Source organism: Aurantiacibacter gangjinensis, from assembly GCF_001886695.1.
In the GTDB taxonomy this organism is placed as follows: domain Bacteria; phylum Pseudomonadota; class Alphaproteobacteria; order Sphingomonadales; family Sphingomonadaceae; genus Alteraurantiacibacter; species Alteraurantiacibacter gangjinensis.
This window is the reverse complement of record NZ_CP018097.1, coordinates 1,332,527-1,354,771: the sequence shown is the minus strand read 5'-3', so window position 1 is coordinate 1,354,771 and position 22,245 is coordinate 1,332,527. Positions and strand designations below refer to the sequence as shown.

The 22,245-nt window shown below is 63.7% G+C and carries 23 protein-coding genes; 6 read left to right on the top strand and 17 right to left on the bottom strand.

Features of this window, described 5'->3' with window-relative positions; translation table 11 throughout:
- Positions 1 to 3 precede the first annotated feature (3 nt).
- A complete protein-coding gene (locus BMF35_RS06560) occupies positions 4 to 771 on the top strand; it encodes an ABC transporter ATP-binding protein (RefSeq protein ID WP_047007399.1) in 768 nt (255 codons plus the stop codon).
- A 38-nt stretch (positions 772 to 809) separates the two neighbouring features.
- Positions 810 to 2,003: an ABC transporter permease gene (locus tag BMF35_RS06555; protein ID WP_047007700.1), complete on the top strand. Its 1,194-nt coding sequence runs from the start codon at positions 810 to 812 to the stop codon at positions 2,001 to 2,003.
- 320 nt (positions 2,004 to 2,323) lie between these two features.
- Here the strand turns inward: BMF35_RS06555 and fahA are convergent, their stop codons facing one another.
- Together fahA and hmgA are read right to left on the bottom strand one after the other, a co-directional pair.
- A complete protein-coding gene (gene fahA, locus BMF35_RS06550; RefSeq protein WP_047007398.1) occupies positions 2,324 to 3,619 on the bottom strand; it encodes a fumarylacetoacetase in 1,296 nt (431 codons plus the stop codon).
- Positions 3,620 to 4,897 (bottom strand): homogentisate 1,2-dioxygenase, encoded by a 1,278-nt coding sequence (hmgA, locus tag BMF35_RS06545; RefSeq protein ID WP_047007397.1) that lies wholly within the window; start codon positions 4,895 to 4,897, stop codon positions 3,620 to 3,622.
- A gap of 92 nt (positions 4,898 to 4,989) precedes the next feature.
- On the opposite strand from hmgA, the gene maiA reads away from it, so the two are divergent.
- Positions 4,990 to 5,622 carry a maleylacetoacetate isomerase gene (maiA, locus tag BMF35_RS06540; RefSeq protein ID WP_047007699.1) on the top strand — a complete coding sequence of 211 codons (633 nt, stop codon included), beginning with the start codon at positions 4,990 to 4,992 and terminating at the stop codon, positions 5,620 to 5,622.
- A gap of 21 nt (positions 5,623 to 5,643) precedes the next feature.
- Here maiA and BMF35_RS06535 read toward each other — a convergent pair whose 3' ends face one another.
- Together BMF35_RS06535 and BMF35_RS06530 are read right to left on the bottom strand one after the other, a co-directional pair.
- Positions 5,644 to 7,044: an alpha/beta fold hydrolase gene (locus BMF35_RS06535; protein WP_052766102.1), complete on the bottom strand. Its 1,401-nt coding sequence runs from the start codon at positions 7,042 to 7,044 to the stop codon at positions 5,644 to 5,646.
- Positions 7,041 to 8,057 (bottom strand): NADP-dependent oxidoreductase, encoded by a 1,017-nt coding sequence (locus BMF35_RS06530; RefSeq protein WP_047007396.1) that lies wholly within the window; start codon positions 8,055 to 8,057, stop codon positions 7,041 to 7,043. The genes BMF35_RS06535 and BMF35_RS06530 overlap by 4 nt, the downstream gene beginning before the upstream one ends.
- Positions 8,058 to 8,128: 71 nt before the next feature.
- Here BMF35_RS06530 and BMF35_RS06525 point away from each other — a divergent pair, with 71 nt between their 5' ends.
- Together BMF35_RS06525 and BMF35_RS06520 are read left to right on the top strand one after the other, a co-directional pair.
- The gene (locus tag BMF35_RS06525) at positions 8,129 to 8,767 is read left to right on the top strand and encodes a hypothetical protein (protein WP_047007395.1); all 639 of its coding nucleotides are present in this window, start codon (positions 8,129 to 8,131) and stop codon (positions 8,765 to 8,767) included.
- The gene (locus BMF35_RS06520; RefSeq protein ID WP_047007394.1) at positions 8,764 to 9,381 is read left to right on the top strand and encodes a carboxymuconolactone decarboxylase family protein; all 618 of its coding nucleotides are present in this window, start codon (positions 8,764 to 8,766) and stop codon (positions 9,379 to 9,381) included. The genes BMF35_RS06525 and BMF35_RS06520 overlap by 4 nt, the downstream gene beginning before the upstream one ends.
- Here the strand turns inward: BMF35_RS06520 and BMF35_RS06515 are convergent.
- From BMF35_RS06515 to BMF35_RS06465, 11 genes are read right to left on the bottom strand one after another with little or no spacing between them, the layout of a single operon-like run.
- The gene (locus BMF35_RS06515) at positions 9,368 to 9,688 is read right to left on the bottom strand and encodes a YciI family protein (protein ID WP_047007393.1); all 321 of its coding nucleotides are present in this window, start codon (positions 9,686 to 9,688) and stop codon (positions 9,368 to 9,370) included. The genes BMF35_RS06520 and BMF35_RS06515 overlap by 14 nt on opposite strands.
- Positions 9,685 to 10,473 carry a hypothetical protein gene (locus tag BMF35_RS06510; RefSeq protein ID WP_047007392.1) on the bottom strand — a complete coding sequence of 263 codons (789 nt, stop codon included), beginning with the start codon at positions 10,471 to 10,473 and terminating at the stop codon, positions 9,685 to 9,687. The genes BMF35_RS06515 and BMF35_RS06510 overlap by 4 nt, the downstream gene beginning before the upstream one ends.
- The gene (locus BMF35_RS06505) at positions 10,470 to 11,369 is read right to left on the bottom strand and encodes a VOC family protein (RefSeq protein WP_047007391.1); all 900 of its coding nucleotides are present in this window, start codon (positions 11,367 to 11,369) and stop codon (positions 10,470 to 10,472) included. The genes BMF35_RS06510 and BMF35_RS06505 overlap by 4 nt, the downstream gene beginning before the upstream one ends.
- On the bottom strand, positions 11,366 to 12,121 hold the full coding sequence (locus BMF35_RS06500) for an enoyl-CoA hydratase/isomerase family protein (RefSeq protein WP_047007390.1): 756 nt from the start codon (positions 12,119 to 12,121) through the stop codon (positions 11,366 to 11,368). The genes BMF35_RS06505 and BMF35_RS06500 overlap by 4 nt, the downstream gene beginning before the upstream one ends.
- Positions 12,118 to 12,981, bottom strand: coding sequence for a polysaccharide deacetylase family protein (locus tag BMF35_RS06495; protein WP_047007389.1), 864 nt, complete (start codon positions 12,979 to 12,981; stop codon positions 12,118 to 12,120). Before BMF35_RS06495 ends, BMF35_RS06500 begins: the two co-directional genes overlap by 4 nt.
- On the bottom strand, positions 12,981 to 13,781 hold the full coding sequence (locus BMF35_RS06490) for an SDR family NAD(P)-dependent oxidoreductase (protein ID WP_047007388.1): 801 nt from the start codon (positions 13,779 to 13,781) through the stop codon (positions 12,981 to 12,983). The genes BMF35_RS06495 and BMF35_RS06490 overlap by 1 nt, the downstream gene beginning before the upstream one ends.
- Position 13,782: 1 nt before the next feature.
- Entirely contained in the window at positions 13,783 to 14,091 is a 309-nt protein-coding gene (locus BMF35_RS06485) for an REDY-like protein HapK (RefSeq protein WP_047007387.1), read from the bottom strand.
- Between the two features lie 11 nt (positions 14,092 to 14,102).
- Positions 14,103 to 15,275, bottom strand: coding sequence for an amidase (locus BMF35_RS06480; RefSeq protein ID WP_047007386.1), 1,173 nt, complete (start codon positions 15,273 to 15,275; stop codon positions 14,103 to 14,105).
- A 1-nt stretch (position 15,276) separates the two neighbouring features.
- Positions 15,277 to 16,644: a phenylacetate--CoA ligase family protein gene (locus tag BMF35_RS06475; RefSeq protein WP_047007385.1), complete on the bottom strand. Its 1,368-nt coding sequence runs from the start codon at positions 16,642 to 16,644 to the stop codon at positions 15,277 to 15,279.
- On the bottom strand, positions 16,641 to 17,924 hold the full coding sequence (locus BMF35_RS06470; protein ID WP_047007384.1) for an MmgE/PrpD family protein: 1,284 nt from the start codon (positions 17,922 to 17,924) through the stop codon (positions 16,641 to 16,643). The genes BMF35_RS06475 and BMF35_RS06470 overlap by 4 nt, the downstream gene beginning before the upstream one ends.
- Positions 17,921 to 19,141: an MmgE/PrpD family protein gene (locus BMF35_RS06465; protein WP_047007383.1), complete on the bottom strand. Its 1,221-nt coding sequence runs from the start codon at positions 19,139 to 19,141 to the stop codon at positions 17,921 to 17,923. Before BMF35_RS06465 ends, BMF35_RS06470 begins: the two co-directional genes overlap by 4 nt.
- Positions 19,142 to 19,182: 41 nt before the next feature.
- Here BMF35_RS06465 and BMF35_RS06460 point away from each other — a divergent pair, with 41 nt between their 5' ends.
- The gene (locus BMF35_RS06460) at positions 19,183 to 19,938 is read left to right on the top strand and encodes a GntR family transcriptional regulator (RefSeq protein WP_236781486.1); all 756 of its coding nucleotides are present in this window, start codon (positions 19,183 to 19,185) and stop codon (positions 19,936 to 19,938) included.
- Between the two features lie 8 nt (positions 19,939 to 19,946).
- Here BMF35_RS06460 and BMF35_RS06455 read toward each other — a convergent pair whose 3' ends face one another.
- Together BMF35_RS06455 and BMF35_RS06450 are read right to left on the bottom strand one after the other, a co-directional pair.
- Positions 19,947 to 21,026, bottom strand: coding sequence for a CaiB/BaiF CoA transferase family protein (locus BMF35_RS06455; RefSeq protein ID WP_047007382.1), 1,080 nt, complete (start codon positions 21,024 to 21,026; stop codon positions 19,947 to 19,949).
- 5 nt (positions 21,027 to 21,031) lie between these two features.
- Positions 21,032 to 22,240, bottom strand: coding sequence for a CaiB/BaiF CoA transferase family protein (locus BMF35_RS06450; RefSeq protein ID WP_047007381.1), 1,209 nt, complete (start codon positions 22,238 to 22,240; stop codon positions 21,032 to 21,034).
- Between the last annotated feature and the right edge of the window lie 5 nt (positions 22,241 to 22,245).

The following is a 22,245-nucleotide window of genomic DNA, read 5'->3' as shown; positions in this document are numbered from 1 at the left end:
CCCATGAACACACAGCCGCTTACTCCTGAGGCCAGTGCCGATAGGGGACGCTCCGACAGCGCCCTTATCGAGCTGCGCGACATTACCAAAACATTCGGCACGGGCGCGGCGGCTTTCCAGGCACTGAAAGGCGTCGACATGACGATCGAGCGCGGCGATTTCGTCGCCGTGATGGGTCCGTCCGGTTCGGGCAAGTCGACCACCATGAACATCCTCGGCTGCCTCGACGTGCCGACCAGTGGCACCTTCCGCTTCCGCGGCGTCGAGGTGCAGGACTTAAGCCGCGACCAGCGAAGCCTGCTGCGCCGCCGCTATCTCGGCTTCGTATTCCAGGGCTTCAATCTGCTGGCCCGCACCAGCGCGCTTGAGAATGTCGAACTGCCGCTGCTCTATCGCGGCGAGACAAAGAAGCAGCGGCGCGAGGCGGCGGAACGTTCGCTCGACCTTGTCGGCCTCCTGCCATGGGCCGACCATACGCCCGCCGAGTTGTCGGGCGGCCAGCAACAACGCGTCGCCATTGCCCGCGCGCTTGTCACCGATCCCGACGTGCTGCTGGCGGACGAGCCGACGGGCAACCTCGATACCGAACGCTCGGTAGAGATCATGGAATTGCTGACCGAACTCAACCAGCGCGGCATCACCGTGTTGATGGTGACGCATGAGGACGAGATGGCGCAATTCGCCAAAACCATCGTGCATTTCCGAGACGGGCTGGTGGAGCGCGTGGATCGCGGAATGCGTAGCGCTGCGGCGATGACGGAGACAGTGTAATGCGCGGCTGGTTTTCCCGCTTCGGCCTCAGCCTGCGCATGGTCGGCGCGACCGTGCTGCTAGCCCTGCGCGAAATCAAGCGCCACCTGCTGCGCAGCTTCCTGACCACGCTCGGCATCATCATCGGCGTTGCCGCCGTGATTACCATGGTGACGCTCGGTCAGGGCCTTACCGCCGATGTGCAAGAGGATATTTCCGGTCTTGGTTCCGATGTATTCATCGTGTTCCCCAGCCAAGTCAGTCCGAACACCCCGCCTCCACCTTTCGAACGGGCTGATATTTTGGCTGTCCAGAACCAGATTGCTGGAGTGGAATACGCTGCGGGATCGGTGTCGCGCTCCGCCACCGCGTTTCATAATGGCCAAGACTGGCAAACGAGCGTGCAAGGCGCCGAGCGTGCTTTCTTTGATGCACAGAATATTGAGGTAGTCGAAGGTCGCCGCTTCAATGATGAGGAGGAGACGCGCGGCGAAAGCGTCTGCATCATCGGCCCGACTGTCGCCGAAAAAATCTTCATCGAAGGTCAGATCGTGGGTGAGGAGATGCGGATCGGCAATGTGGCTTGCCGCGTCATCGGCGTGACCGAAGAGCGCTCGAGCTCCGGTGGTGGCGATGCAAACGATGTCGTCTTTATGCCGCTGACAGCAGTCCAGCGCCGATTTACCGGTAATAACAACCTGCAATACTTCGTTGTGAAGTACGATCCGGATTTCAATGCGCAAACGCTGCAAGATCAACTCGTTGCGCTGCTACGGGAGAGGCGCGTTATCCAAGAAGGCGAGGAAAACAATTTCAATCTCGTCGACACCGCCGAGATCAGCGATACCGTCAACCAGATCACCGGCACGATGACGCTGGTCGTTACCGTGATTGCGGGTATCAGCCTGCTTGTGGGCGGTATCGGGATCATGAACATCATGCTCGTTTCCGTCACGGAGCGAACGCGCGAGATCGGTATCCGCCTCGCCATCGGGGCCCTGGCCAAGGAGGTGCGTCTGCAATTCCTGACAGAAGCCGTGGTGCTGTGCTGCTTCGGCGGCCTCATCGGCATATTGTTGGCGCTCGGCCTGTCAGTCATGCTGGCAGGCGCGATCGACCTGCCCTTCATCTTCAACCCGGCGGTGAATGTGATGAGCTTCGTGTTCAGCGCGGTGATGGGCATTATCTTCGGCTATTACCCAGCCCACCGCGCCAGCAAGCTCGACCCGATCGACGCGCTGCGGCACGAGTAGCGCTGCGCTTTCCAGCAGTCGTCATCGCGAGCGAAGCGCGGCGATCCATGGGGCAAAGCGTGCGGGGACTCTCTCTTTCCATGGATTGTCCGTTGTACGCCTTCGGCTCGCCACGGCGCTGCGCGCCTCGCAATGACGAGGCTGATAGGCAGCGCTTAGGACTGCTTTGACGTAAGAGTTTCCTACAGCGGCCAACCGGGTCCATGGCACCTGCCATGATCCACCTGACGGACAAAAAGAAAGGGCGCGCCAACCAGCCGGTTTGCGCGCCCCGTGTTTTTAGCACCAGGACAGTGCTCCAAGTGCTCCAGGTTAGCCCATCAGCGGGTGATGACCGCGCGGCATTCGCCAAGGCCGATACGGGCGAAGCCGTCCTTCTCGGCATAGGCCACCATCACCACCTCGTCGCCATCCTCAAGGAAGGTGCGCGTCTCGCCATTGGGGAGAGTGATGGCCTTCTTGCCGCCTTCGGTCAGCTCGATCAGGCTGCCCTCGCCGCCTTCCTCGCCGCTGGTAAGCGTGCCGGTGCCCAGCAGGTCGCCCGGCTGCATGTTGCATCCGCCCACGCTGTGATGCGCGACGAGCTGCGCGGCCGTCCAGTACATCGCCGTCATCGGGCCCTTTGACAGTCGGAACGGCGCATCGCCATCCTGCCGCATTTTGGGCGTGGTGAGGTGAACCTCCATCGTCACGCCAAAGGCGGCAGCGCTGGTATCGTGCTGCAGGTAGGGCAGCGGCTCGGGATCGCCCTCGGCACGCGCGGGCTGCGCGGTGCGGTAGGGCGCGAGCGCATCCATCGTCACCACCCAGGGCGACACGGTGGAGGCGAAGTTCTTGGCAAGAAACGGCCCCAGCGGCTGGTACTCCCAAGCCTGGATGTCCCGCGCGGACCAGTCGTTGAGGATGGAGATGCCGGCAATGTGCTCTTCGGCCTCACCCACAGGGATTGGATCGCCCAGCTCGTTGCCCTGCCCGATCCAGATCGCCATCTCAAGCTCGTAATCGAGGCGCTTGGACGGGCCGAATTCGGGCATGCCGCCTTCCTCGGCAGGCTTCTGCTGTCCGCTGGGGCGCTTCACATCCGTGCCCGACACGCGGATGGAGGAGGCGCGGCCGTGGTAGCCGATGGGCACGTGCTTGTAGTTGGGCAACAGCGGGTTGTCCGGGCGGAACAGGCTGCCGATGTTCACAGCATGATGGATGCCGGTGTAGAAATCGGTGTAATCGCGGATCTCGAACGGCAGGTGCATATGCGCCTGCTCCATCGGCACGAGGCAGGGCTCCATCGCGCTCTTATAGCCGTCATCCGTCAGCGCGGCGAACAGCTTGGCGCGCAGTTGCGAGGGGCCGTTCGGCATGGCGAAGAAGTCGTTCAGCGTGGCAAGGCTTGCATAGTGCAGCAGGTCGTCGCCGTCCTCCATCAGGTCCGCATCGTAGACGTTGCGCAGGTCGAGCACAAAGTCGCTGATCGCCACACAACCGCGCGCATCCTCGCCATCGGTGGAGAAGACGCCGAAGGGCAGGTTTTGCACCGGAAAGTCGGGGTGGCCGTTGGCACCCTCCACCCAGCTGGTGGCGGCGGCATTATGCGTATGGTCGATGGTGGGGCGTGTCATTTAGGGGAGTCTCGCTTTCGTAAATCCGTTCCAGCAGGCGTCGTAATCGCTCTGCAGAAGGCCGCCATTCATGGCGAAATCGGTGGTGTGGATGACGGCGCGGCTTTCGAACATGAAGGCCAGCGTATCCTCGATCTTATGGGGCTTGACGCTGGCTTCCATCGCCCGCTTCGTGCTCTCTGCATCGGGGCCGTGGCCGTTGAACTGGTTGTGCAGGCTTGCACCGCCCGGCACGAAGCCGCCGCCTTCCTTGGCATCGTATTCACCATGGATCAGGCCCATGAACTCGCTCATCACATTGCGGTGGAACCATGGCGGGCGGAAGGTGTCTTCCGCCACCATCCAGCGGGGCGGGAAGATCACGAAGTCGCAATTCGCCGTGCCCGGTATCGCGCTGGGGCTGGTGAGCACGGTGAAGATGGAAGGGTCGGGGTGGTCGAAACTGACCGTGCCGATGGTGTTAAAGCGCGCGAGATCATACCGGCACGGCGCGCTGTTGCCATGCCATGCGACCACATCGAAGGGCGAGTGGTCGATGGTGGTCGTCCAGAGTTTGCCGTTGAACTTCTGGACAATCTCGAATTCTTCGTCCCGGTCCTCGAACCAAGCAACGGGGGTCTCGAAATCGCGTGGATTGGCAAGGCCGTTGGCGCCTATGGGGCCGAGATCGGGCAGGCGGAAGGGCTCACCGAAATTCTCGCAGACGTAGCCGCGCGCTCCTCCATCGATTAGCTCGACGCGAGAGCGCATGCCGCGCGGGACAAGGCCGATATGGCCGGGCGCTATGTCGATCCGGCCAAGCTCGGTCACGATGCGAAGCGCGCCGGTCTGCGGCACGATCAGCATCTCGCCATCGCTGTTCTGCAAAGCGCGGCGATCCATGCTGGCGCTCGTCGCGTAGAGATGGATGCCGATGCCGCCCTCGGCAGGGGAGCCATTACCGCCATAAGTCACCATGCCGTCCACAAAATCGACTTCGCCATCGGGCATGGTCAGTGGATCCCAGCGCAGGCGATTGGGCGTGGTGTGTGTGCCGTCAGGCGCGGCGAATCTCGGCGCGCCAGAGTATGGCTGGAATGCGCCATGGGCCGTCGTCGGGCGCATGCGGTAAAGCCAGCTGCGGCGGTTCTCCACGCGCGGCGCGGTAAAGGCACTGGTGCTGAACTGCTCGGCATAGAGGCCGAAAGCCGGGCGTTGCGGGGAATTGCGATCTTCGGGCAGAGCGCCCTCCACCGCCTCGGTCGCGAAATGATTGAGAAATCCCGTCTGGTAGCTCATGTCGATTTGGTATCACCTGAAACCATATTGCACAATGGCCGTTGCTGCAGCATCGTGTAGGGCATGAACGACCCAGCGAGCAGGAGGTGCCGATGAAACTCTATGGCTATTGGAGAAGCTCGACCAGCTATCGGCTGCGTTGCGCGCTGGAGCTGAAAGGCATCGCCTATGAGCAGGAACCGGTGAACCTGCTGGAATCCGCGCAGCGCGGAGAGCCGTATGTCGCGCGTAACCCCTTCGCTACCGTGCCGATGCTGGAAGCAGAGGGCCGTGACCGCGCCCAGAGCATGGCAATCATCGAATGGCTGGACGAGAAATACCCCGACAAGCCGCTGCTGCCTGCCGACGTGGAATACCGCTACCTCGCCCGCGAGCTGGGTTATGCTATCGCCACAGAGCTGCATGCCCCGCTCAACCTGCCGGTGCTAAAATATCTCAAGAACGAATTCGGGCAGGACCAGGATGCCATCGACTCGTGGTATCGCCACTGGCTCGCCAAGACGCTGGTGCCGGTCGAGAAGCGGCTGGAAGCGCTGGATACGGGCGATTTCTTGTTCGACAAACCCGGCCTGTTCGAGGCCGTGCTGATCCCGCAGCTCTATAATGCGCGCCGCTTCGGCTACAGCCTGTCGGACCATCCGCGCATGACGCAGATCGAGCGCGCATGCATGCGCTTGCCGGAATTCGAGCGCGCCCATCCCGGCAATCAGCCGGACGCGCATTGAACGCGGTGAAGCGCTAGCAGATTACGCCTCTAGCCGTGCGAATTCAGCGAAAGCATTGCCCGTGCGAAGAAGATCGACGGTGCGGTCGTGCAGCTTTTGCGGATCGGAGAGGGAACGCTTTTCGGGTGGCAAACGCGGATCGTTGGCGGCGAAATGCCACGCCTCGACCAGATGGGCTCCGCTCTTGCGCGGCGTGAGGTCGGGCAGATCCGATAGCGGTTCGAACGGTCGTCCGGAGCCGCCCAGCAGCGCCGCAACCTTGCCGCCCAGTCCCACGCCGCTGAACTCGACTCCTTCAAGATCGCGAACCGCGCCGCGCACGGCGTCGCCCAGCTTCTCGATAGTCGGTTCGTAGATGGCCGGACTGTGACCGTGACCCGGCAAATCCAGTGCAATCCACGAACGATCCGACGGCGGTTGTGGGAGCTCGCGTCCCCAGCTGGCCGAGGACTGGCCCGCGCCGTGAAGCAGGACAATGGGCGAGCCATCGCCAGTCCCCCCGCAGCGCGCGTGGAGTAGGCCCAGCCAGCGGCGATGCTCTCCAGACGTCGTCACTGTGTCCGGCGCCCGACAATCGGCCAATTGCACTCTATCCTGCACGTCCCGCAATGCCGCGAGCTGCACGCCGTATCGCTGGTCCAGCCCCTGGCCCGCGCGCAGTACGCGGACATTGTCCGGCAGGCCCTCGGCGATCATCGCATCGGCCAGCTTCAGCACGACGCTGCCTTCCCACCGCGTCATCACGGCATCGGCTGCAAAGCCATCGAGATGGGCGATATCTTCCTTCTCGAACGCCGGGCGATAGGCGCGCGCATAGCCCTCGCCTGCATCGAGATAGCGCAGCAGGATCGCCTGTACCGCGTCTACCGGCAATGGCGGAAGGTCCAGCGCATCCGCAGGGTCGGAGCTGTTCCAGGGAAAGGCGCGGAAAAGGCCGGTGCACATGTCCCAATAGGTGAGGAGGTGCCCGCCATCGCGGCGCGGACTCACATCGGGGAAGTAGCCGCGCATCATCCGCTCGCGTTCGGGCGCATCGATATGGCCGTTGGAATCGAGCAGGACGAGCGGCATGCGACCGGCGTGGTGCTTGCCCATCTCGATGGCGATCTGCGCGCCGGTGGCTGCGCCGTAAAGGTAGAACCTGTCCATCCCCAGCGCATCGGCGACATCCAGCACCACATCGGCATAATCGCGAATGGTAGGCGCGTCGCCCAGCCAGTCATCGGAGAGGCCGTAACCCGGCGTATCCAGCGCGATACAGGTGGAAGCTTCGGCAAATGCCGCGATGGCGGGAAGCAGCGTTGCAGAATGCTGCGGCGAAGGATGAAGCATCAGCAGCGGCGGTCCGCTGCCTGCGCGCCGGTAATGCACCTGCCGCCCCTCTCCCAGCGAGAGATAGTGGCAGGTGACCTCTGCGCTCATGCGCGCTCTTCCGGCACCAGCTGCACCACGGTCTTGCCGATATTGCTGCCCTGTCCCAGCTTTTCAAAGAGGGCAGGCGCGGCGTCGAGACCGTCTGCCCGGTCCTCGACATAGGATAGCTTGCCATCGGCGATCCAAGCGGCAGCTTTCGCCGCGTAATCGTCGATCTCATGCATGAAATCATATACGACCAACCCCAGAAGCTGCGCGCGCTTGCCGATATAGATGCCGGGGTTGGGCCCGGCGGGGCGATGGTCGAGGCTGTATTGCGAGGCGAGCCCGCACAGCACGACGCGGCCATAGAGCGATAGGTTCGCCAGCGCCGTTTCCAGCAACTCGCCGCCGACATTGTCGTGATAATAGCTGATGCCATCGGGAAGGGCTGCGGCCACGCGGTCTTGCCAGCCATCGGCCTTGTAATCCACGCAATCGTCGAAGCCGTAGTCGCTTTTCACGAGCGCGCATTTCTCCGGCCCGCCGGCAATGCCGACGACCTTGTCCGCTCCCATGATGCGCGCCAGCTGGCCTACCGTGCCGCCCACCGGGCCCGCTGCGGAAGAGACCAGCACGCGGTCGCCATCGGTCGCCTTGGCAAGGTGATGCGCGCTGGCATAGGCGGTGAGGCCGGGCATGCCGCACACGCCCAAGTGCAGCGACAGCGGGCGGATCGAGGCATCGATCTTGCGCGCCACTTTGCCATCCAGCACGGCGTGCTCCTGCCAGCCGACAACGCCCAGCACGAAATCGCCGGGTACAAAGCCATCGGCGCGCGATTCGAGCACTTCGCCCACGCCCTCGCTCGGCACCGTCTCGCCGATGTCAGGCGCGTCGCCCGACATGTGGCGGCCCCTGATGCGCGAGAGCAGATAGGGATCGAGCGACAGCACATGCACCCGCACCAGCAGCTCGCCATCCGCGAGAGGCGGCAGCTCTGCCTCCGCCATCGTGAAATCGCTGGCGAGCGGCGCTGCCTGCGGCTGGCTGGCAAGCACGATCTGGCGCGTAGTGGTCATGGCGACATCCCTGTTGGCGATTTGTCCGGACAACTCTTTCCAACCATGGGCTGACGGGTTACGCAAGGCAAATGAAGAAAACCGCCACGCTGATTGCCGCCATGGCCTTGAGCCTCGCAGTCCCGGCCGCTGCACACGACATGCCGGAGCCCGGCATCTGGACCAATACCGAAGACGCCTATTTCGCCGAGGAAGAAGGGCGCGAGCCGGTCGAATGGCTAGGCATCGAGATCGGCGAGAACGGCAGCTGGCGCTATATCGACGCCTTTGGCAACGCGCAGTTCGACTGGTCCGATACGCCCATTCCCGGCCTTGCCTGGAGTGAGGAGCATGGCTGGGAGATTGGCGGTAGTGAAATCCGCATGGCCAGCCGCTTCGCCTGCTGGTTTGCCGTTCGCAAGCACGAGCCGGACGAGAACGGCGAGGAAGACTGGACCTTCCAGCGCGGCCTACCGATCTTCGACCAAGGCGGCCGCATCTTCCTCGATGGCGGGGACGAGGCGCCGGATGTCACTATGCGGCTGCGCAATGTAACCTGGGCCGAGGGCAGCACGAACAATCCAGTATTGGTGTTATACGTCCACCGTGACGATTCGGTGCGGGCGGAAAGCTATAGCTGGGCGGCGCCAGACAGCGATATCGTCGGCATCAATTTGCGCTGGGTCCAGGGCGGCTGCAACCGCGTGGCGTCCGAAGAGCCCGCCGGGTGAGCCGCATCGCGCCTCTCTCGCCCGAGGAGCTGCCGGAAGAAACACGCGCTGCCCTCGCCTTCGCGCAAGAGACGATGGGCTTTACCGCAAACGACACGCTGACCATGGCGCGCTGGCCGGAATTGCTGGGTGCGATGGAGCAACTGGTAGCCACGATATACGGCAACAGCGAGGTCGATTTGAAGCTTAAGCGGCTGGTGGCGCTCGTCACGAGTTCTGCGGCCGGGTGCCGATATTGCGAGGCGCACACCGCCCATGGCGCGGCGCGGCAATCGGGCGCGGATGCCGAGAAAGTGGCAGCGGTGTGGGACTATGCCAGCAGTCCCCTCTTCTCCGATGCGGAACGCGCGGCGCTCGACCTGGCGCTGGCGGCCGGGCAATCGCCCAATGCCGCAACGGACGCGCATTTTGCTGCGATGCGCGCGCATTTCAGCGAACGCCAGATCGTCGAAATCGTCGCCATGATATCGCTGTTCGGATTCCTCAATCGCTGGAACACCACGCTCGCGACCGAGCTGGAAGATGCGCCGCTGTCCTTCGCGCGAGAGAGCTTGGGGAGGAGCGGATGGGAAGCGGACCCGCATGCTCTCGCAGTCAACGCTAGCCGGACCTAGCGCCCTTCCACGCCGCGCCTCCGACCCAGTCCCCCGCAACGGCGCAAAACGGTTCGATCGCTATTGTCGGCCAGATGCCCGCATGGAAATAGGGGTCGGCCTCCAAGAAAGCGCGCGCGTCCTCGCGGCTGGTCGCTTTTACAATCAGCAACGAACCGTTGGTGCCGCCCTCGTCTTTCAAAGGCCCTGCTACGGCGTAGCGGTCCAGATTGGCTTCAATGTGCGCAAGATGGGCGGCAAGGTGCTCGTCACGAAGGCGGGCCGCGTCTGCGCCATCGCGGCACCAGCAGGCATAAAGCGTGTTCACTCCGCCTCTTCTGGGGCAGGCGGCGTAAAGATCCCGGGGTCGATCGTTTCTCCGACGCTCACCTCTTCCCAGAATACCTGGTTCGCGACGATCCCGTCATATACGAGCACGACGCGCTGGGCCTGCACCCAGCCATTATCAAGCTGGCGAAAGTCGCTGTAGAAACGCTCATGCCAGCCGCGCGGGGAGCGAAAGGCCATGTAGGTGATGAAGGCGGTGTCGACGTCGATACCGAACAGCGTTTCCTGCCCCCGCGGATCGACAATCCTCACAATCACCGTCTCGCCATCCTGCAGATAACGTCCCGGCGCGAATGACAGGGTAAAGCCTGCGTCCAGCGCAGAGCGGATGATGCCGAAGCCGAAATTGCTCGCCCAATAGGCATCGGCCAGATCGCGCGGCATGATACCGTCCTGAGTCCAGGTGGTCTCGCCATCATAGCCGACTTCGAAAATCGTCCCGCCCGCCTCGTCATGCGCGAGGATGCGGACCTTGCCGTCGGCGCCATGCGACACGGTGCGCCCGCGGGTAAACTCGCGCCACATGCGGTAATCGGGCGACCAGACCCTGACCGTGCTGTCGGAATTGAAAAAATGCGCCTGTCCACTCAGCGCCAGAGTGCCGGGATCGCGGAAGAACTCTCCGCCGTGGGCCTCGATGGCAGCGGCGATGACATCTTGCGGTGTCGGCGCCGGCTCGGCGGTGAGGTCGATGGCCTGCGCCTGTGCCATCGCGGCGGGGACAGCAAGCATCAGCAGCAGGAAAGACAGCAGGCTGCGCATCATCCGGTCTCCACCAGTTCCAGCAATTCGCCTGCCGGCCCCATAGTGGTGACCGCGCGGCGTCCGTCATACAGCGCGCCCTCGCGTGCCGTCGGGGCAGACAGCCACGCGGCCTTGCATGTGTCGAGATCATCGACCGCCAGCGTCACCAGCGCATTGCCGGGCGGCAGGCGGCCTTCGTAGCGCGGGCGCACGGTGGCGGCAGGCGGATAATCATCCACCTCGATGATCGGCATCTTGCCTTTCTGCAGCATGGTGAGTGTCGTCTGCGTGCCCGCGGGCAAGTCGAACGCCTTGTTTATCATCGTGTAGGGGATGGTGTAATCGGTGCCGCGCTCCAGCCCCAGCGCGTCGATATACCAGCCAAGCGAGGCTTCACGGTCCGGCGTTGCCAGCACACAGATGAAGATGCGGTCAACGTCGCTCCTGGCGGCGGGCAGGAACAGATCGCTTTCCGGCACCAGCACTTCATTCAAGTAGACCATCTCCCGCCCCGGCCCCAGCGCCTGCATGGGGATGAAGGTGAGCTGCATATTCTCGATATTTTTGGGCATGCCGACAATCGTGAAGAGCTCTGCCGGAAGCTCTTTCGGCCAGCGCCACACGTCCTGAACCGTGCATTCAAAGGCGGCCCAGCCATAGGTCCGGGTCGGGCGAAAATCGGGATGCTCCGGCTGCTCCACGAGACGGAACCAGCAAGGTTCGCCGCTCTCCGGTTGCAGCACAGCATAGGGCGATCCGGCACTGGCAGGGCAACCCCAACTGGTGGCGAGGTCGGCATCGAGCTGGCCCTGCTCGACGAGGCTAAGGCCCAGCACATCGTGATAGGCCTTGAGGCCTGCATCGAGATCCGGGACGGTCGACAGGCCGCCAAGGATGGTGCCGTGGGTGATGGTCATTTCCCGAACTCCGGCTTGCGTTTCTCTACGAAGGCGGCGGTGCCTTCTGCAAAGTCTGCGCCGTCGAATGCGGCGGCGAAGATGGCACGCGTTTCGGCGTCGTCCTCCGCCTGCCCGTCGAGGACGCGGCGCACGATCCGCTTGATCTCACGGATGGAATGCGGGCTGGCGGCCATTATGGCATCGGCCAGCGCGGCAGGGCTATCGGCAATCGTCTCGACAAGCCCGATACGCTGCGCTTCCTCCGCCGACAGCAGCGCGCCGGTATAGAGCATGCGCCTGGCCTGCCCCGGCCCGACCAGATCGACCAGCAGCTTCACATCGTGCAGCGGATAGACAAGGCCCAGCTTGGCCGGCGTGATGCCGAAACGCGCGGCTGGCGTGGCCACACGCAGGTCGCAGGCAAGCGCGAGACCGCAGCCGCCGCCAATGGCGTCCCCTTCCACAAAGGCCATGGTCGGCAGGTCGAAGCGCGCCAGGTCGTGCTGCACGCGGTTGATTGCCGCCTGATTGGCCGCGCGCCAGTCGGCATCGTCCTTATTCGCCAGCAATTCGCGGATATCCGCGCCCGCGCAAAACGTGCCGCCATCCGCCGCGCGCAGGATGAGCAAGCGAATGTCTCCCTTGTCGCGCACCTGTTCGAGCAGGCCGGGCAGCGCCTCCCACATCGCCATCGTGAAGGCGTTGCGCTTGTCCGCGCGGTCGATCAGCAGGTGCGCGGTCTGCCCGTCATAATCGAGGCGGAGACTCATGCCGGATGCGCCGCCGTGAAATGATCGGCGATGGCCTTGCGCGTCGTCACCCACACACCGTCATGCTCGCGAACATGGCAGAAGAACTCTTCCAGCGCCCAGATCCGGCCCGGACGCCCGATGATCCGCAGGTGCAGGCCAAGGCTCATCATTTTCGGATTGCCCTCCTCGCCCTCGCGATAAAGCTGGTCGAAATTGGCCTTCGCGTAATCGAGCCATTGATGCGGGGTTAGTGCGGGATCGGTCCACATTTTCATGTCATTGCTGTCGACCTGGTAGGGCACGATGCACATGGGTTTGCCGGTCGTCTCGCGATCCCAGAAGGGCACATCGCCGCTGTAATCGTCCATGTGGTAGGTGAAGCCCTCCTCCTGCAGCAGGCGGCGGGTATTGTCGGTGAGGAGGTAGCGGCTCAGCCAGCCATAGGGGCGGACACCGCAAGTCTTTTCGATGCTGGCCACGGCCTTGCGGATGAAGTCGCGCTCCGCATCCTCGTCCATCTTGAACTGGTGGACCCAGCGCCAGCCGTGGCTCACGGGCTCATGCCCCAGCTCGACAATGGCCTCGGCAATCTCGGGATGGTTTTCCAGCGCCATGGCGGCAACGGTCCAGCTGGCCATGATGTCATAGCGTTTCAGCAGCTTGACGATACGCGGTGCGCCCGCCTTGATGCCGTAGAGATAATTGCTTTCATTGGAATAATTGCGGATCGGCGATTTGACGAAGACCCCAAGCTCGTCCACCGGCTCCATGCCCCTGTCGCCGCGCGCGACGGTCATCTCGCTGCCTTCCTCGACATTGACGACGACGCTGAGCGCCAGCTTCGCACCGCCGGGCCAATCCATGCGTTCTTCGCGCATCAGTGCATTTCCTCCCCACCGCTGATATTCAGCGCTTCGCCGGTCACATAGACCGCCTCGTCACTCGCCAGCCAGAGGCAGGCGGCTGCCGTATCGGAAGGCAGGCCGGGCCGCCCCATCGGGTTCTTCGCGGCCATGTTGGCGAGGTAATCCTCGACCTTCGCAAAGCCGAGCAATTTGCTGAAATATTCGTTCTGCTGCGCTCCGAGGCCGGTGGTCACATGATTGGGGCAGATGGCATTCACCGTGATGCCATGAGCGCCCAGTTCCACGGCAGAGGCGCGGGTCAGGCCGACCATACCATGCTTGCTGGAGACATAAGCGGGCAGATGCGGGAAGCCGGTTTTCGCCGCCTGGCTGGCGATATTAATGATTCGTCCGCCCTTGCCCGCATCCACCATCGCACGCGCTGCTGCCTGTGTGCAGTAAAAGGCGCCGGAGAGGTTTACGGCCAGTACCTGATCCCACTCGTCGGCAGTATCGACGTCCAACAGCGGCTTCATCTTGAACCCGATCCCGGCATTGTTGACGAACACATCGACGCTACCAAAATGATCGAGCGCCTGCGCCACCAGCGCCTGACAGCTTGCTGCATCGGAAACATCGCACTGCACCGTCGCCACCTTGGCGCCGCGCTGCCGAAGCTCGTCTGCCACGCCATCCACCTCGTCATCCAGCCGCACATCGGAAACAACGCAATTCGCGCCTTCGTCGGCAAAGGCTTGCAAGATGCCCTGCCCTAACCCCTTCTCCTTCCCAGAGCCGGTGACGACGATGGTCTTGCCGGTGAAACGGCCCATCCTACAGGTCCTCTGTGAGGATGAATTGCGGCGCGTCCGCATAGCCCTGGAACGGTGCCGCGGCGGCTTGGAAACCTTCTGTCGAGATATCGGCAATAAAAGCGTCCATGCCGGTGATGTCGATGATCTCGACATAATCGAAATGCGGTTTTGCCGTGTCGTCACCGAACACACCTGTCGACTTATGAACCGAGAAATTCGTCACCGAGGCGAGGTCATTGACGCCCGGAATATCGCGTGTTTTCGCCCATTCCTCATATTCGGCAACGTCCACGCCATCCTTCAGGTTGAATAGGCAGATTATACGCATGGGGTCTCTCCTTACAGATTGGCAGGCGGGCGATAGGCATCGAGGCGCAGGTCCAGATAGCGGGCCATGGCGAACAGGCCCGCCTCGTAATCGGTCCGCCCGACCAGTTGCACGCCGATGGGCAGGCCATTCTCGGTCCACCCCGCGGGCAGGGTCAGGGCGGGCAGGCCGGCGATGTTGGCGAGGCACGTGAAGTCGGCTTGAGCCGCCGGTTCTGGCTCGTCATGCGAAAACGCCGGATTGGGCACGGTCGGCATGATGAGAAACCCGTGTTCCTCCACGATCCGGCGCACCTTGGCGTGGGTATCGTTGAGGATTTGCGTGTCCTGCGCCAGCTTCTCCTGCGCGCGGCCCGGCCCATAGGTCAGCAGCTTTTGCAGATGCGGCGATAGGCCTTTCACGCCCTGCAAATGGGCGGCCATGCGGTGCGATACATGGATGAAGCCGGCAAAGCGAATGCGCGAATTGGGATGGTCGAGACTGACGTTCGCTGGCGATGCTTTCATCGTGCCGAGCACGCGGTCGAACACAGCCAAGACATCTTCGTGCACCTCCACGCCATGGTCCACGAGGATCGCTCCGCGGCAATCCTCCATCTGCGCGCCGGTATCCGACATTTCCCAAGCGACGCGCTGCAGCATGTCGAGACTACGCGCCATCGGCCCGATGGCATCGAGCGCGCGGTCGGCAGGCTCCAGTCCGTCCTGGCTCACTGCCTTGGTGGCCGGTTTGAAGCCGTAAATGCCGCAATGCGCGGCGGGGATGCGGACGGACCCCATCGTATCGGTACCAAGCGCCGCATCGCACAGCCCCGCCGCAACCGCTGCGGCGCTGCCGCCCGATGATCCACCCGGCGAGAAGCCGTTCCGGTGCGGGTTCTGCACCGCACCGTAGAACGGGTTGTCGGACTTGGAGCCGAGCGCCCCTTCTTCCATATTCTGCGTGCCGATGATGATCGCACCCGCATCGCGCAGGCATGCGACCGTCTTGGCGTCTTTCTCGGCGATGCGACCCCGGTAAGCTTCCAGCCCCGCAGTCCAGGGCAAGCCCTGCACCGCCACATTCGCCTTCACCCCCACGGTGACGCCCGCCAGCGGCCCCTCGCCGCCCTGCGCGCTTTCGTCGAAATCAGCGAAGGCGTTCAACGGTTCGTTGCGCGCTATCAGGTCAGCGAAATCGACCAAGTCAGAGGTTCCTCTCGTCGATCAGGCGCAGCGGCTTCTGGCGCTTGTCGATCTCCGTGGCCGTCGCCGTGCCGCCGGGACCGGTCAGTTCCACATCCACCTCCACACCAAGGCCGCGTTTGAGCAGTTCGGCCAGTTCGCCTGCATCGCTACCACCATGGCTCTCCAGCGTCACCACCATCGCGTCGCGGCTAGAGACATCGCGGCGCAAATGGCAGACATATTCGCCCGTAAGCTCGGGGCGGTTCTCGATGATTGCGCCGATGGCGTGGGGGAATACGTTGATGCCGCGCAGCTTCACCATGTTGTCGCTGCGGCCCTTGAAGCCGGCGATCCGCTTGAAAGCGATCTCGCCGCGGCCATCCAGCTCATGCGTGATGTCATGTGTGTTGAAGCGGATGCATGGGGCGATGTCGTCCTTGTAAAGGCAGGTCACGACCATGTCGCCCGTCCCGCCGCGCTCGACCTGCGCGCCGCTATCGACATCGAGCAGTTCAAGATATTGCGCGTCTTCCCAGACATACAGGCCGTCGCGGTCAGGCCCCTCGCCCGCGATGCATCCGGTGTCGCCAACGCCGTACCAGTCATAGGCCTGTGCGCCGTGCCACGCCTGTTCAGTCGCGCTGCGATCTTCGGTGCCCAGATGGCCGATGATCATGCGGATATTGATGCGGTCGAACAACTCTTCCGCTTCAGCAGTCGCCGCCAGCTTGCGGACATAATCGACGAAGCCGACAATGCAGGTCACCCCGAAATCGGCCATCAGCTGCACCTGGTTGACGCTGCGCGTTTCGATGCCTGTGCCTGCGCTCAGGAACACGGAATTGGTGAACTTCGTCACTGCCTCGCGGATGTAGTGCCCGCCATTGATCATGCCGTGGCCGTAGACGGAGTGGACCACATCGTCGCCGGTCAGTCCCATCCAGCGATACATGCGCCCCACCAGCAGATTGCCGACTTCGCGCCCCTTAGGTCCGAACATCAGCACTTGCGGCTTGCCGGTCGTGCCGCTGGTGGTGTGGAAGACGGTTGGCGGACGTGTCGCCGGATCGCCCATGCCGTGAAAGTCGCCGTAGGGCGGGTGCTCGGCGATGGAAGCCATCAGGTCGCTCTTGTCGTAGACGGGCAGCTTGCCGATATCACGCAGCCCGTCGATATCGCCCGCCTCGATACCCTGCGCGCCCCACAGGCGCTGATAGAAGGGGATTTCCCAACCGCGCTGCATCAGTCTGCGGAATTGCGCGTCCTGCAGGGCGAAAAGCTCGTCCGCGCTCATGCTGCGATAGCGCGCGGTGAAGTCGTCACCGACGGGATAATCGGCCAGCATCTGCTTGTGGTCGAGCGCTTCGAAATAGGTCGGGTAGGTCATAAGGCTTTCGTAAAATAGGCGAGCGGATCGTCAAAAATGCGCGGGTCTGCGTCAGCAGGGGCGAGTTCGCGCGCGAGATCGTATTTCGCAGAGGCCTGCGCTGCGGTGAGTAGATTTTCCGGACTGCCCAGCGTGTGCGCGATAGCGTGGGCTTTGGTCTCGCCGTTTTCAAAGGTGATGCGCAATTCCTGCGGGAAAAGCGCATTGGGATCGTCATTTCCATCCGCCACCAGTGTGACGTTCGCTGCTAGCGCCGCGAGCTTGGGATCGGCCATGTGCTCGGCGGAAAAACGGCGCGGATCGATGCGGCCATCGGTCAGCATCAGGGCGGCGAGCCATGGCAGGCAAAGCCGCGCATAAGCGGGCGTCATGTGCGGCTTGTAGGGGCGACCGACCAGGCGGCGTATGAGTGGCGGGCAGGCGAGTTCGATGCGTTTTCTCTGCGTGCCAGCGGTGATGCCCTGCAATGCACCCAGCGCAGCGTGGCTCGCCCTGCCGCTGGGGAAGGGTTTCACGCTCAATTCGGCAATCAGCCACCGCTCGCCCAGCGTAGTGGTGTAGCGCGACAAATCGCCCTGATCAAACAGCGTCATATAGCCGAACTGGCCTTCCAGCGCGTCCTTCGGCCCGGCGAAGCCAGCCTTTGCGAGATCGCTCGCCACGACGGCGGCGCGGGCGGCATTGGCGATCTGGAAGGGGAGCGTTTCCAGCCCCTCGACATGCGCCTGCATTGTGCCGGCGGCGGAGGAGTAGGCGATGCCCAGCGCATCGGCCATCGGAGCCCCGTCGATCCGCGCGATCGCCAGCGCCGCACCGATCACGCCTGCGGTCGCGGGACGAAAAAAGGTGAGCGCGCTGTCGGCCGCAACGCCCAGCCCCGCGGCGACATCCACGCCGATGGCGAGCGCTGTCAGAGCCTCTTGCGCGTCACATCCGCCGCGCCGGTCGATGGCTGCGCCCAGCGCCGCGGTGACAACGCTCATGGCGTGCACCACGGCGGGCTCATGCACCGCGTCCCATTCCAGGCAATGGATGCGATAGCCGTTTACGAAGGCAGCGCTTGCAGCCGGCAGCATCGCGTCGGAGCCGATCAGACGCGCATCAAAGCCGGAGCCGAAGGCGCGCGCCGTAGCGAGGATGGGCGCCTCCCCCGGCGCGCCAACGCCTGCCGCGCCGACGGCCAGCGTATCGCCGAGAAGCCGTTCCGCATGGCGGCGGACCTCGGGCGGAAGGGTATGCGAGCCACCTGCAAAATCGAGGATTTGGCTGGTCGCGCTCATGCCAGCCAGTCCTCCAGCATGGAGTCGATGGCAGCGGCATCGTGGCCTTCGAGCGCTAGCGATATGGCGCGGTCCGCATCCTTCACGCCGCCGAGCTTCGCCAGCGTTTGCATTTTCTCGGCAATCCGGTCCTGCGATACCGGCCGTTCCGGATCGCCCAGCGTATCGACCAGTTCCAGGCCGTTCACCCGCGCCCCGAAATGGGCAGGGTATCGCGCCGTGATCGCCGGGTCTTCCGCAACGCTGACCTGCGCGCGAAGGTCTGCCAGTTCGCCCACGACATCCATGGTGAAATCCTGCGGCTCCGCATCGCGGCCCGCTGCCACGACGGCCACGGCATGCTGGATCGAGAACTTCGCTTCCAGCTCTGTTTGCGGGTCGGGCCTGTCGCAAAAAGCCAGCGCGTCTGCGAAAGTCTCGACCTGAAAAGGTGCTTCCAGCTTGCCCGCTTTCCGCAGCTCCATCGCCGCATCTATAGCCGGATGCGCATGGCGGCATGCGGCAAAAGGCTTGAAGCTGACCTGGTGGATCAGCCATCCTTCGCCCGCATCCGCCAATTGCCCCGGCTCGCGCGTCATCGCAGCGAACAGCCCCTGCGGACCTTCCAGAATGCCTTTCGGCCCGGTTGCGCCGTAATGCACGTGCAGCGCCGCATCGCGCCCCGTGCGCACCGCGTGATAGATGTGCCATTGCTTCGTCAGGACATCGTCGTGCCGCATATGCCATAGCCCGCCTGCAACGCTGGCGGAATTGGCCATGGCCTGCGCATGTTCGACAGGCGCGAAGCCGATCAGCGAGCCGAAAGCCGCCGCCGCACCGATCACGCCTGCCGTCGCCGTGGGATGCCAATGGGCGTAATGATGCGCGTCAAGCGCGGCGCCTACAGCGATCATCGCCTCATAGCCGCGCACGGCTCCATCGAGGCGCTGTTCCATAGCCGCGCTGCCCATGCTCATGGCGACAGGCCAGATCACCGGGCCGGGATGCAACAGCGCGGTGCGGTGGACATCGTCCATTTCCAGCGCATTGCCGGCATAGGTTGCCCGCTCCCATCCGGCGCGCGAAATCTCACCACCCAGATGTCCCGCTTCTGTATCGCGAGCGCCCGCCACGCAGGCCAGCCAGTCGAGCAGATGCAGCCGCGCGCGCTGGCGATCCTCGGCGGAAACCGGGCGCGACAGCCTTTGGGCCAGTTGCGAAAGCAGCGCTTCGCTCATAGAACCGCCTTGCGGCCCCGCCGCATGTTCTGGAGAATGCCTTGGCCGAGGCCACCGCAAAATCGCCGAAAGCGCGTGTGCCGCGTTACCTGCAGCTGGCGGGAGAATTGCGCGACGCGATCCTGGCGGGCGACTTTTCCGATGCGACGCCATTCCCCACCGAAACGGCCCTGTGCAAGGAGCATAATGTCAGCCGCTTCACCGTGCGAGAGGCGCTGAAACGCCTGCAATCGGAAGGGCTTATCGAGAGGAAGCGCGGCAGCGGCACGACGGTGCAACCCGCGGCGGCACGCGGCGGCGCGCTGCACCAGCCGCTCTCCAATGTGGGCGAAATCCTGCAGTATGCGCGCGATTCCCAGGTTGCTTACGAAGCTGGCGGGAGCGGCTCGATCCCGGATGAGGTCGCGGGCCATATCGACGGTGACGTGTCGGGCAGCTGGACCTGTTTTCGCGGGCTTCGCCGTTCGCCCCAGCGCCGTCGCCCCATCGCGCTGACCCATGCCTATTTCCACGAATTGCTGGGCGAAGCCGTGGCCTCGCTGGACCTGTCGGCAGGCACGCTGTTCAGCCAGATCGAGAAGATGTCCGGCATTCGTGTGGGCAAGGTTACGCAGGATATCCAGGCGGTCGCGGCCGATACCGATACTGCGCGCGCGCTGGAGATCGAGGAGGGCGATCCGGTGCTGCGGATCATACGATGCTATGTCGATCCCAAGGGCCGCATTTTCGAGATTTCGGTCAGCCATCACCCCGGCGAACGCTTCGCCTATTCGATGCACATCGACGTCGAGAGCTGAAACGGCGCTCATTCGCCAAGCTCCGGTACATTCCCCGGTGTCCAGTCCTCGCTGGCGAAGCGTATGGGCGGCGCGATCTGGTGGCCGCCTTCCGGGCCTTTCACCAGCAATTCGCGCTCGGCGATATGTGGCTGGTCCAGCGCCTCGCGGAAATCGAGCACGGGGGCAAAGGCGACATCCTTGTCCGCGAACCATTCCACCCAATCGTCCCGCGTGCGCGTAGCGAAAGTCTCCTTGAGGAACGCGATCAGCTCGCCCTGATCACCAGCAGGCCTTGCAGCGTGCGCAATCAGGTCTTCGCGACCCAGCGCCGTCAGCAGGTTCGCGGCAAATTTCGGTTCGCGCCCGGCAAGCGTCACATGCTTGCCATCCGACGTGGCATAGACCTGGTACATCGCCGCGCCACCGGTGGAGCGCTGCTCGCTGCTTTTCGGGCTATCCCCGCCTGCAATGGCATCCCCTGCAACGTGGGTGATCCATGGCAGCAGGCTGTCGAACATGGCGCAATCGATATAGTCGCCCTCGCCCGTCCGCTCGCGCCCGATCAGCGCCATCAGCACGGCCGAGAGCGCGGTGAGGCTGGCTGCGAGATCGGCCGAGGGTACGCCGGGCACCACGGGCGTGCCGTCGGGCCCATCGTTCAGCGACATGTGCCCCGTCAGCGCCTGTACTGCCATGTCATGCGCGGGATGATGCGCCAGCGCGCCATCCTGCCCGAAAGCCGATATCGAACAATAGATGATGGCCGGATTGATCGCGCGCACATTGTCGTAACCGAAGCCCAGCCGCTTCATCACGCCGGGCCGAAAACCTTCGACGAAGACATCGGCCTCGGCAATCAGCGCGGTGAGCGCGAGACGGCCTTCGTCCGATTTGAGGTCCAGCGCGCGGCTTTGCTTGCCGCGATTGCAATTGGCAAACCATACCGAGTGGCCGCCTTCGAAGGGCTCCATCGCCCGCGCCGGATCGCCGGTGGGCGGTTCGATCTTTATGACCCGCGCGCCTTGGTCGGCCATCAGCCGCGTCATCATCGGCCCCGGCAGGAACAGCGTCAGGTCGAGGACGGTGATGCCCGATAGTTTGCCCATGATGCCTAGACGATACCGCCTTCGCGCAGCGCCGCAATGGCATCCTCGTCATAGCCGACTTCGGCCAGGATCGCGTCGGTATCGGCGCCAAGCAGCGGCGCGGCGCGGTTTTCGAGGCGCTGGCCGTCCAGCCGGATCGGGCTGGCGAGCGTGTGCATCGCCGCCTTGTCGGGATGGGCTATGGTCTGCCGCATGCCCACCTCGTGCGCCCACGGATTGTCGAGCGCGTCGCTGAGCTCGTAGACCGGCGCGACCGGCACATGGCCGCCGAGCAGCTCCTGCCAATGCGCCATGGGCTGCGTTTCGAAATGCGCGTCGAGCAGTTCGGTCAACGCGTCGCGGTTGGCGAGGCGATCGGCATTGGTCGTAAAGCGCTTGTCCGCCAGCAGGTCTTCACGCCCGATTCGCTCGCACAAAATGTCCCAGAACTTGGGGAGCTGGCACATCACGAACATCCAGCCGTCCTTGGCCTTGAACATCTGGCTGGGAGTCGCGGTGGGATGCGCGCTGCGCGGTGTGCGCTGGGTTTCGTCGCCTTCGTTTATGTACCAGAGCGCAGGGTAGCTGGTCTGGTGCAGGCCGGCGGAGTAGAGATCGGTATCGACATCGCGCCCCCTGCCGCTGCGCTGCGCATCGAGCAGGGCTGCAAGCAGGCCGATGGTGAAGATGCAGCCGGTCATGAAATCGACCATGGAAAGCCCCATGCGCTGCGGCTCTCCGCCGGGTTCGCCGGTCATCTGGCAATAGCCCGCCTCGGCTTGCACCAGGTAATCATAACCCGGCCATTTGGCGCGCGCATTGTCGCGGCCATAGGCGGACAGATGTGCGCAGACCACGGCGGGATTGATGTCGCGCAGGGACGCGTAATCGAGACCCAGCTTCGCCGGAAGGTCGCCTCGCATATTGTTCGCGACCGCATGGCTCTCTGCCACAAGGCTGTGCAGCACCGCCTGCCCCTGTTCCGTTCGCAGGTCGAGGGTGAGCGAACGCTTGTTGTAATTGAAGCTCTGGAAATAGAGGCTTTCGCCGTCGCGCAGGAAATGCGGCCCGACCGCGCGCGCCGTATCGCCCCCGCCCTTCCCGTTCCGCCGGGGCGGTTCGATCTTGATGACGTCGGCGCCCATCTGCGCCAGGTGCATCGTGCCGTAAGGCCCTGCGCCATATTGCTCGGCGCTCAGGATGCGGAAGCCTTTGAGGGGCAGGTCAGCCGTCACGGAGC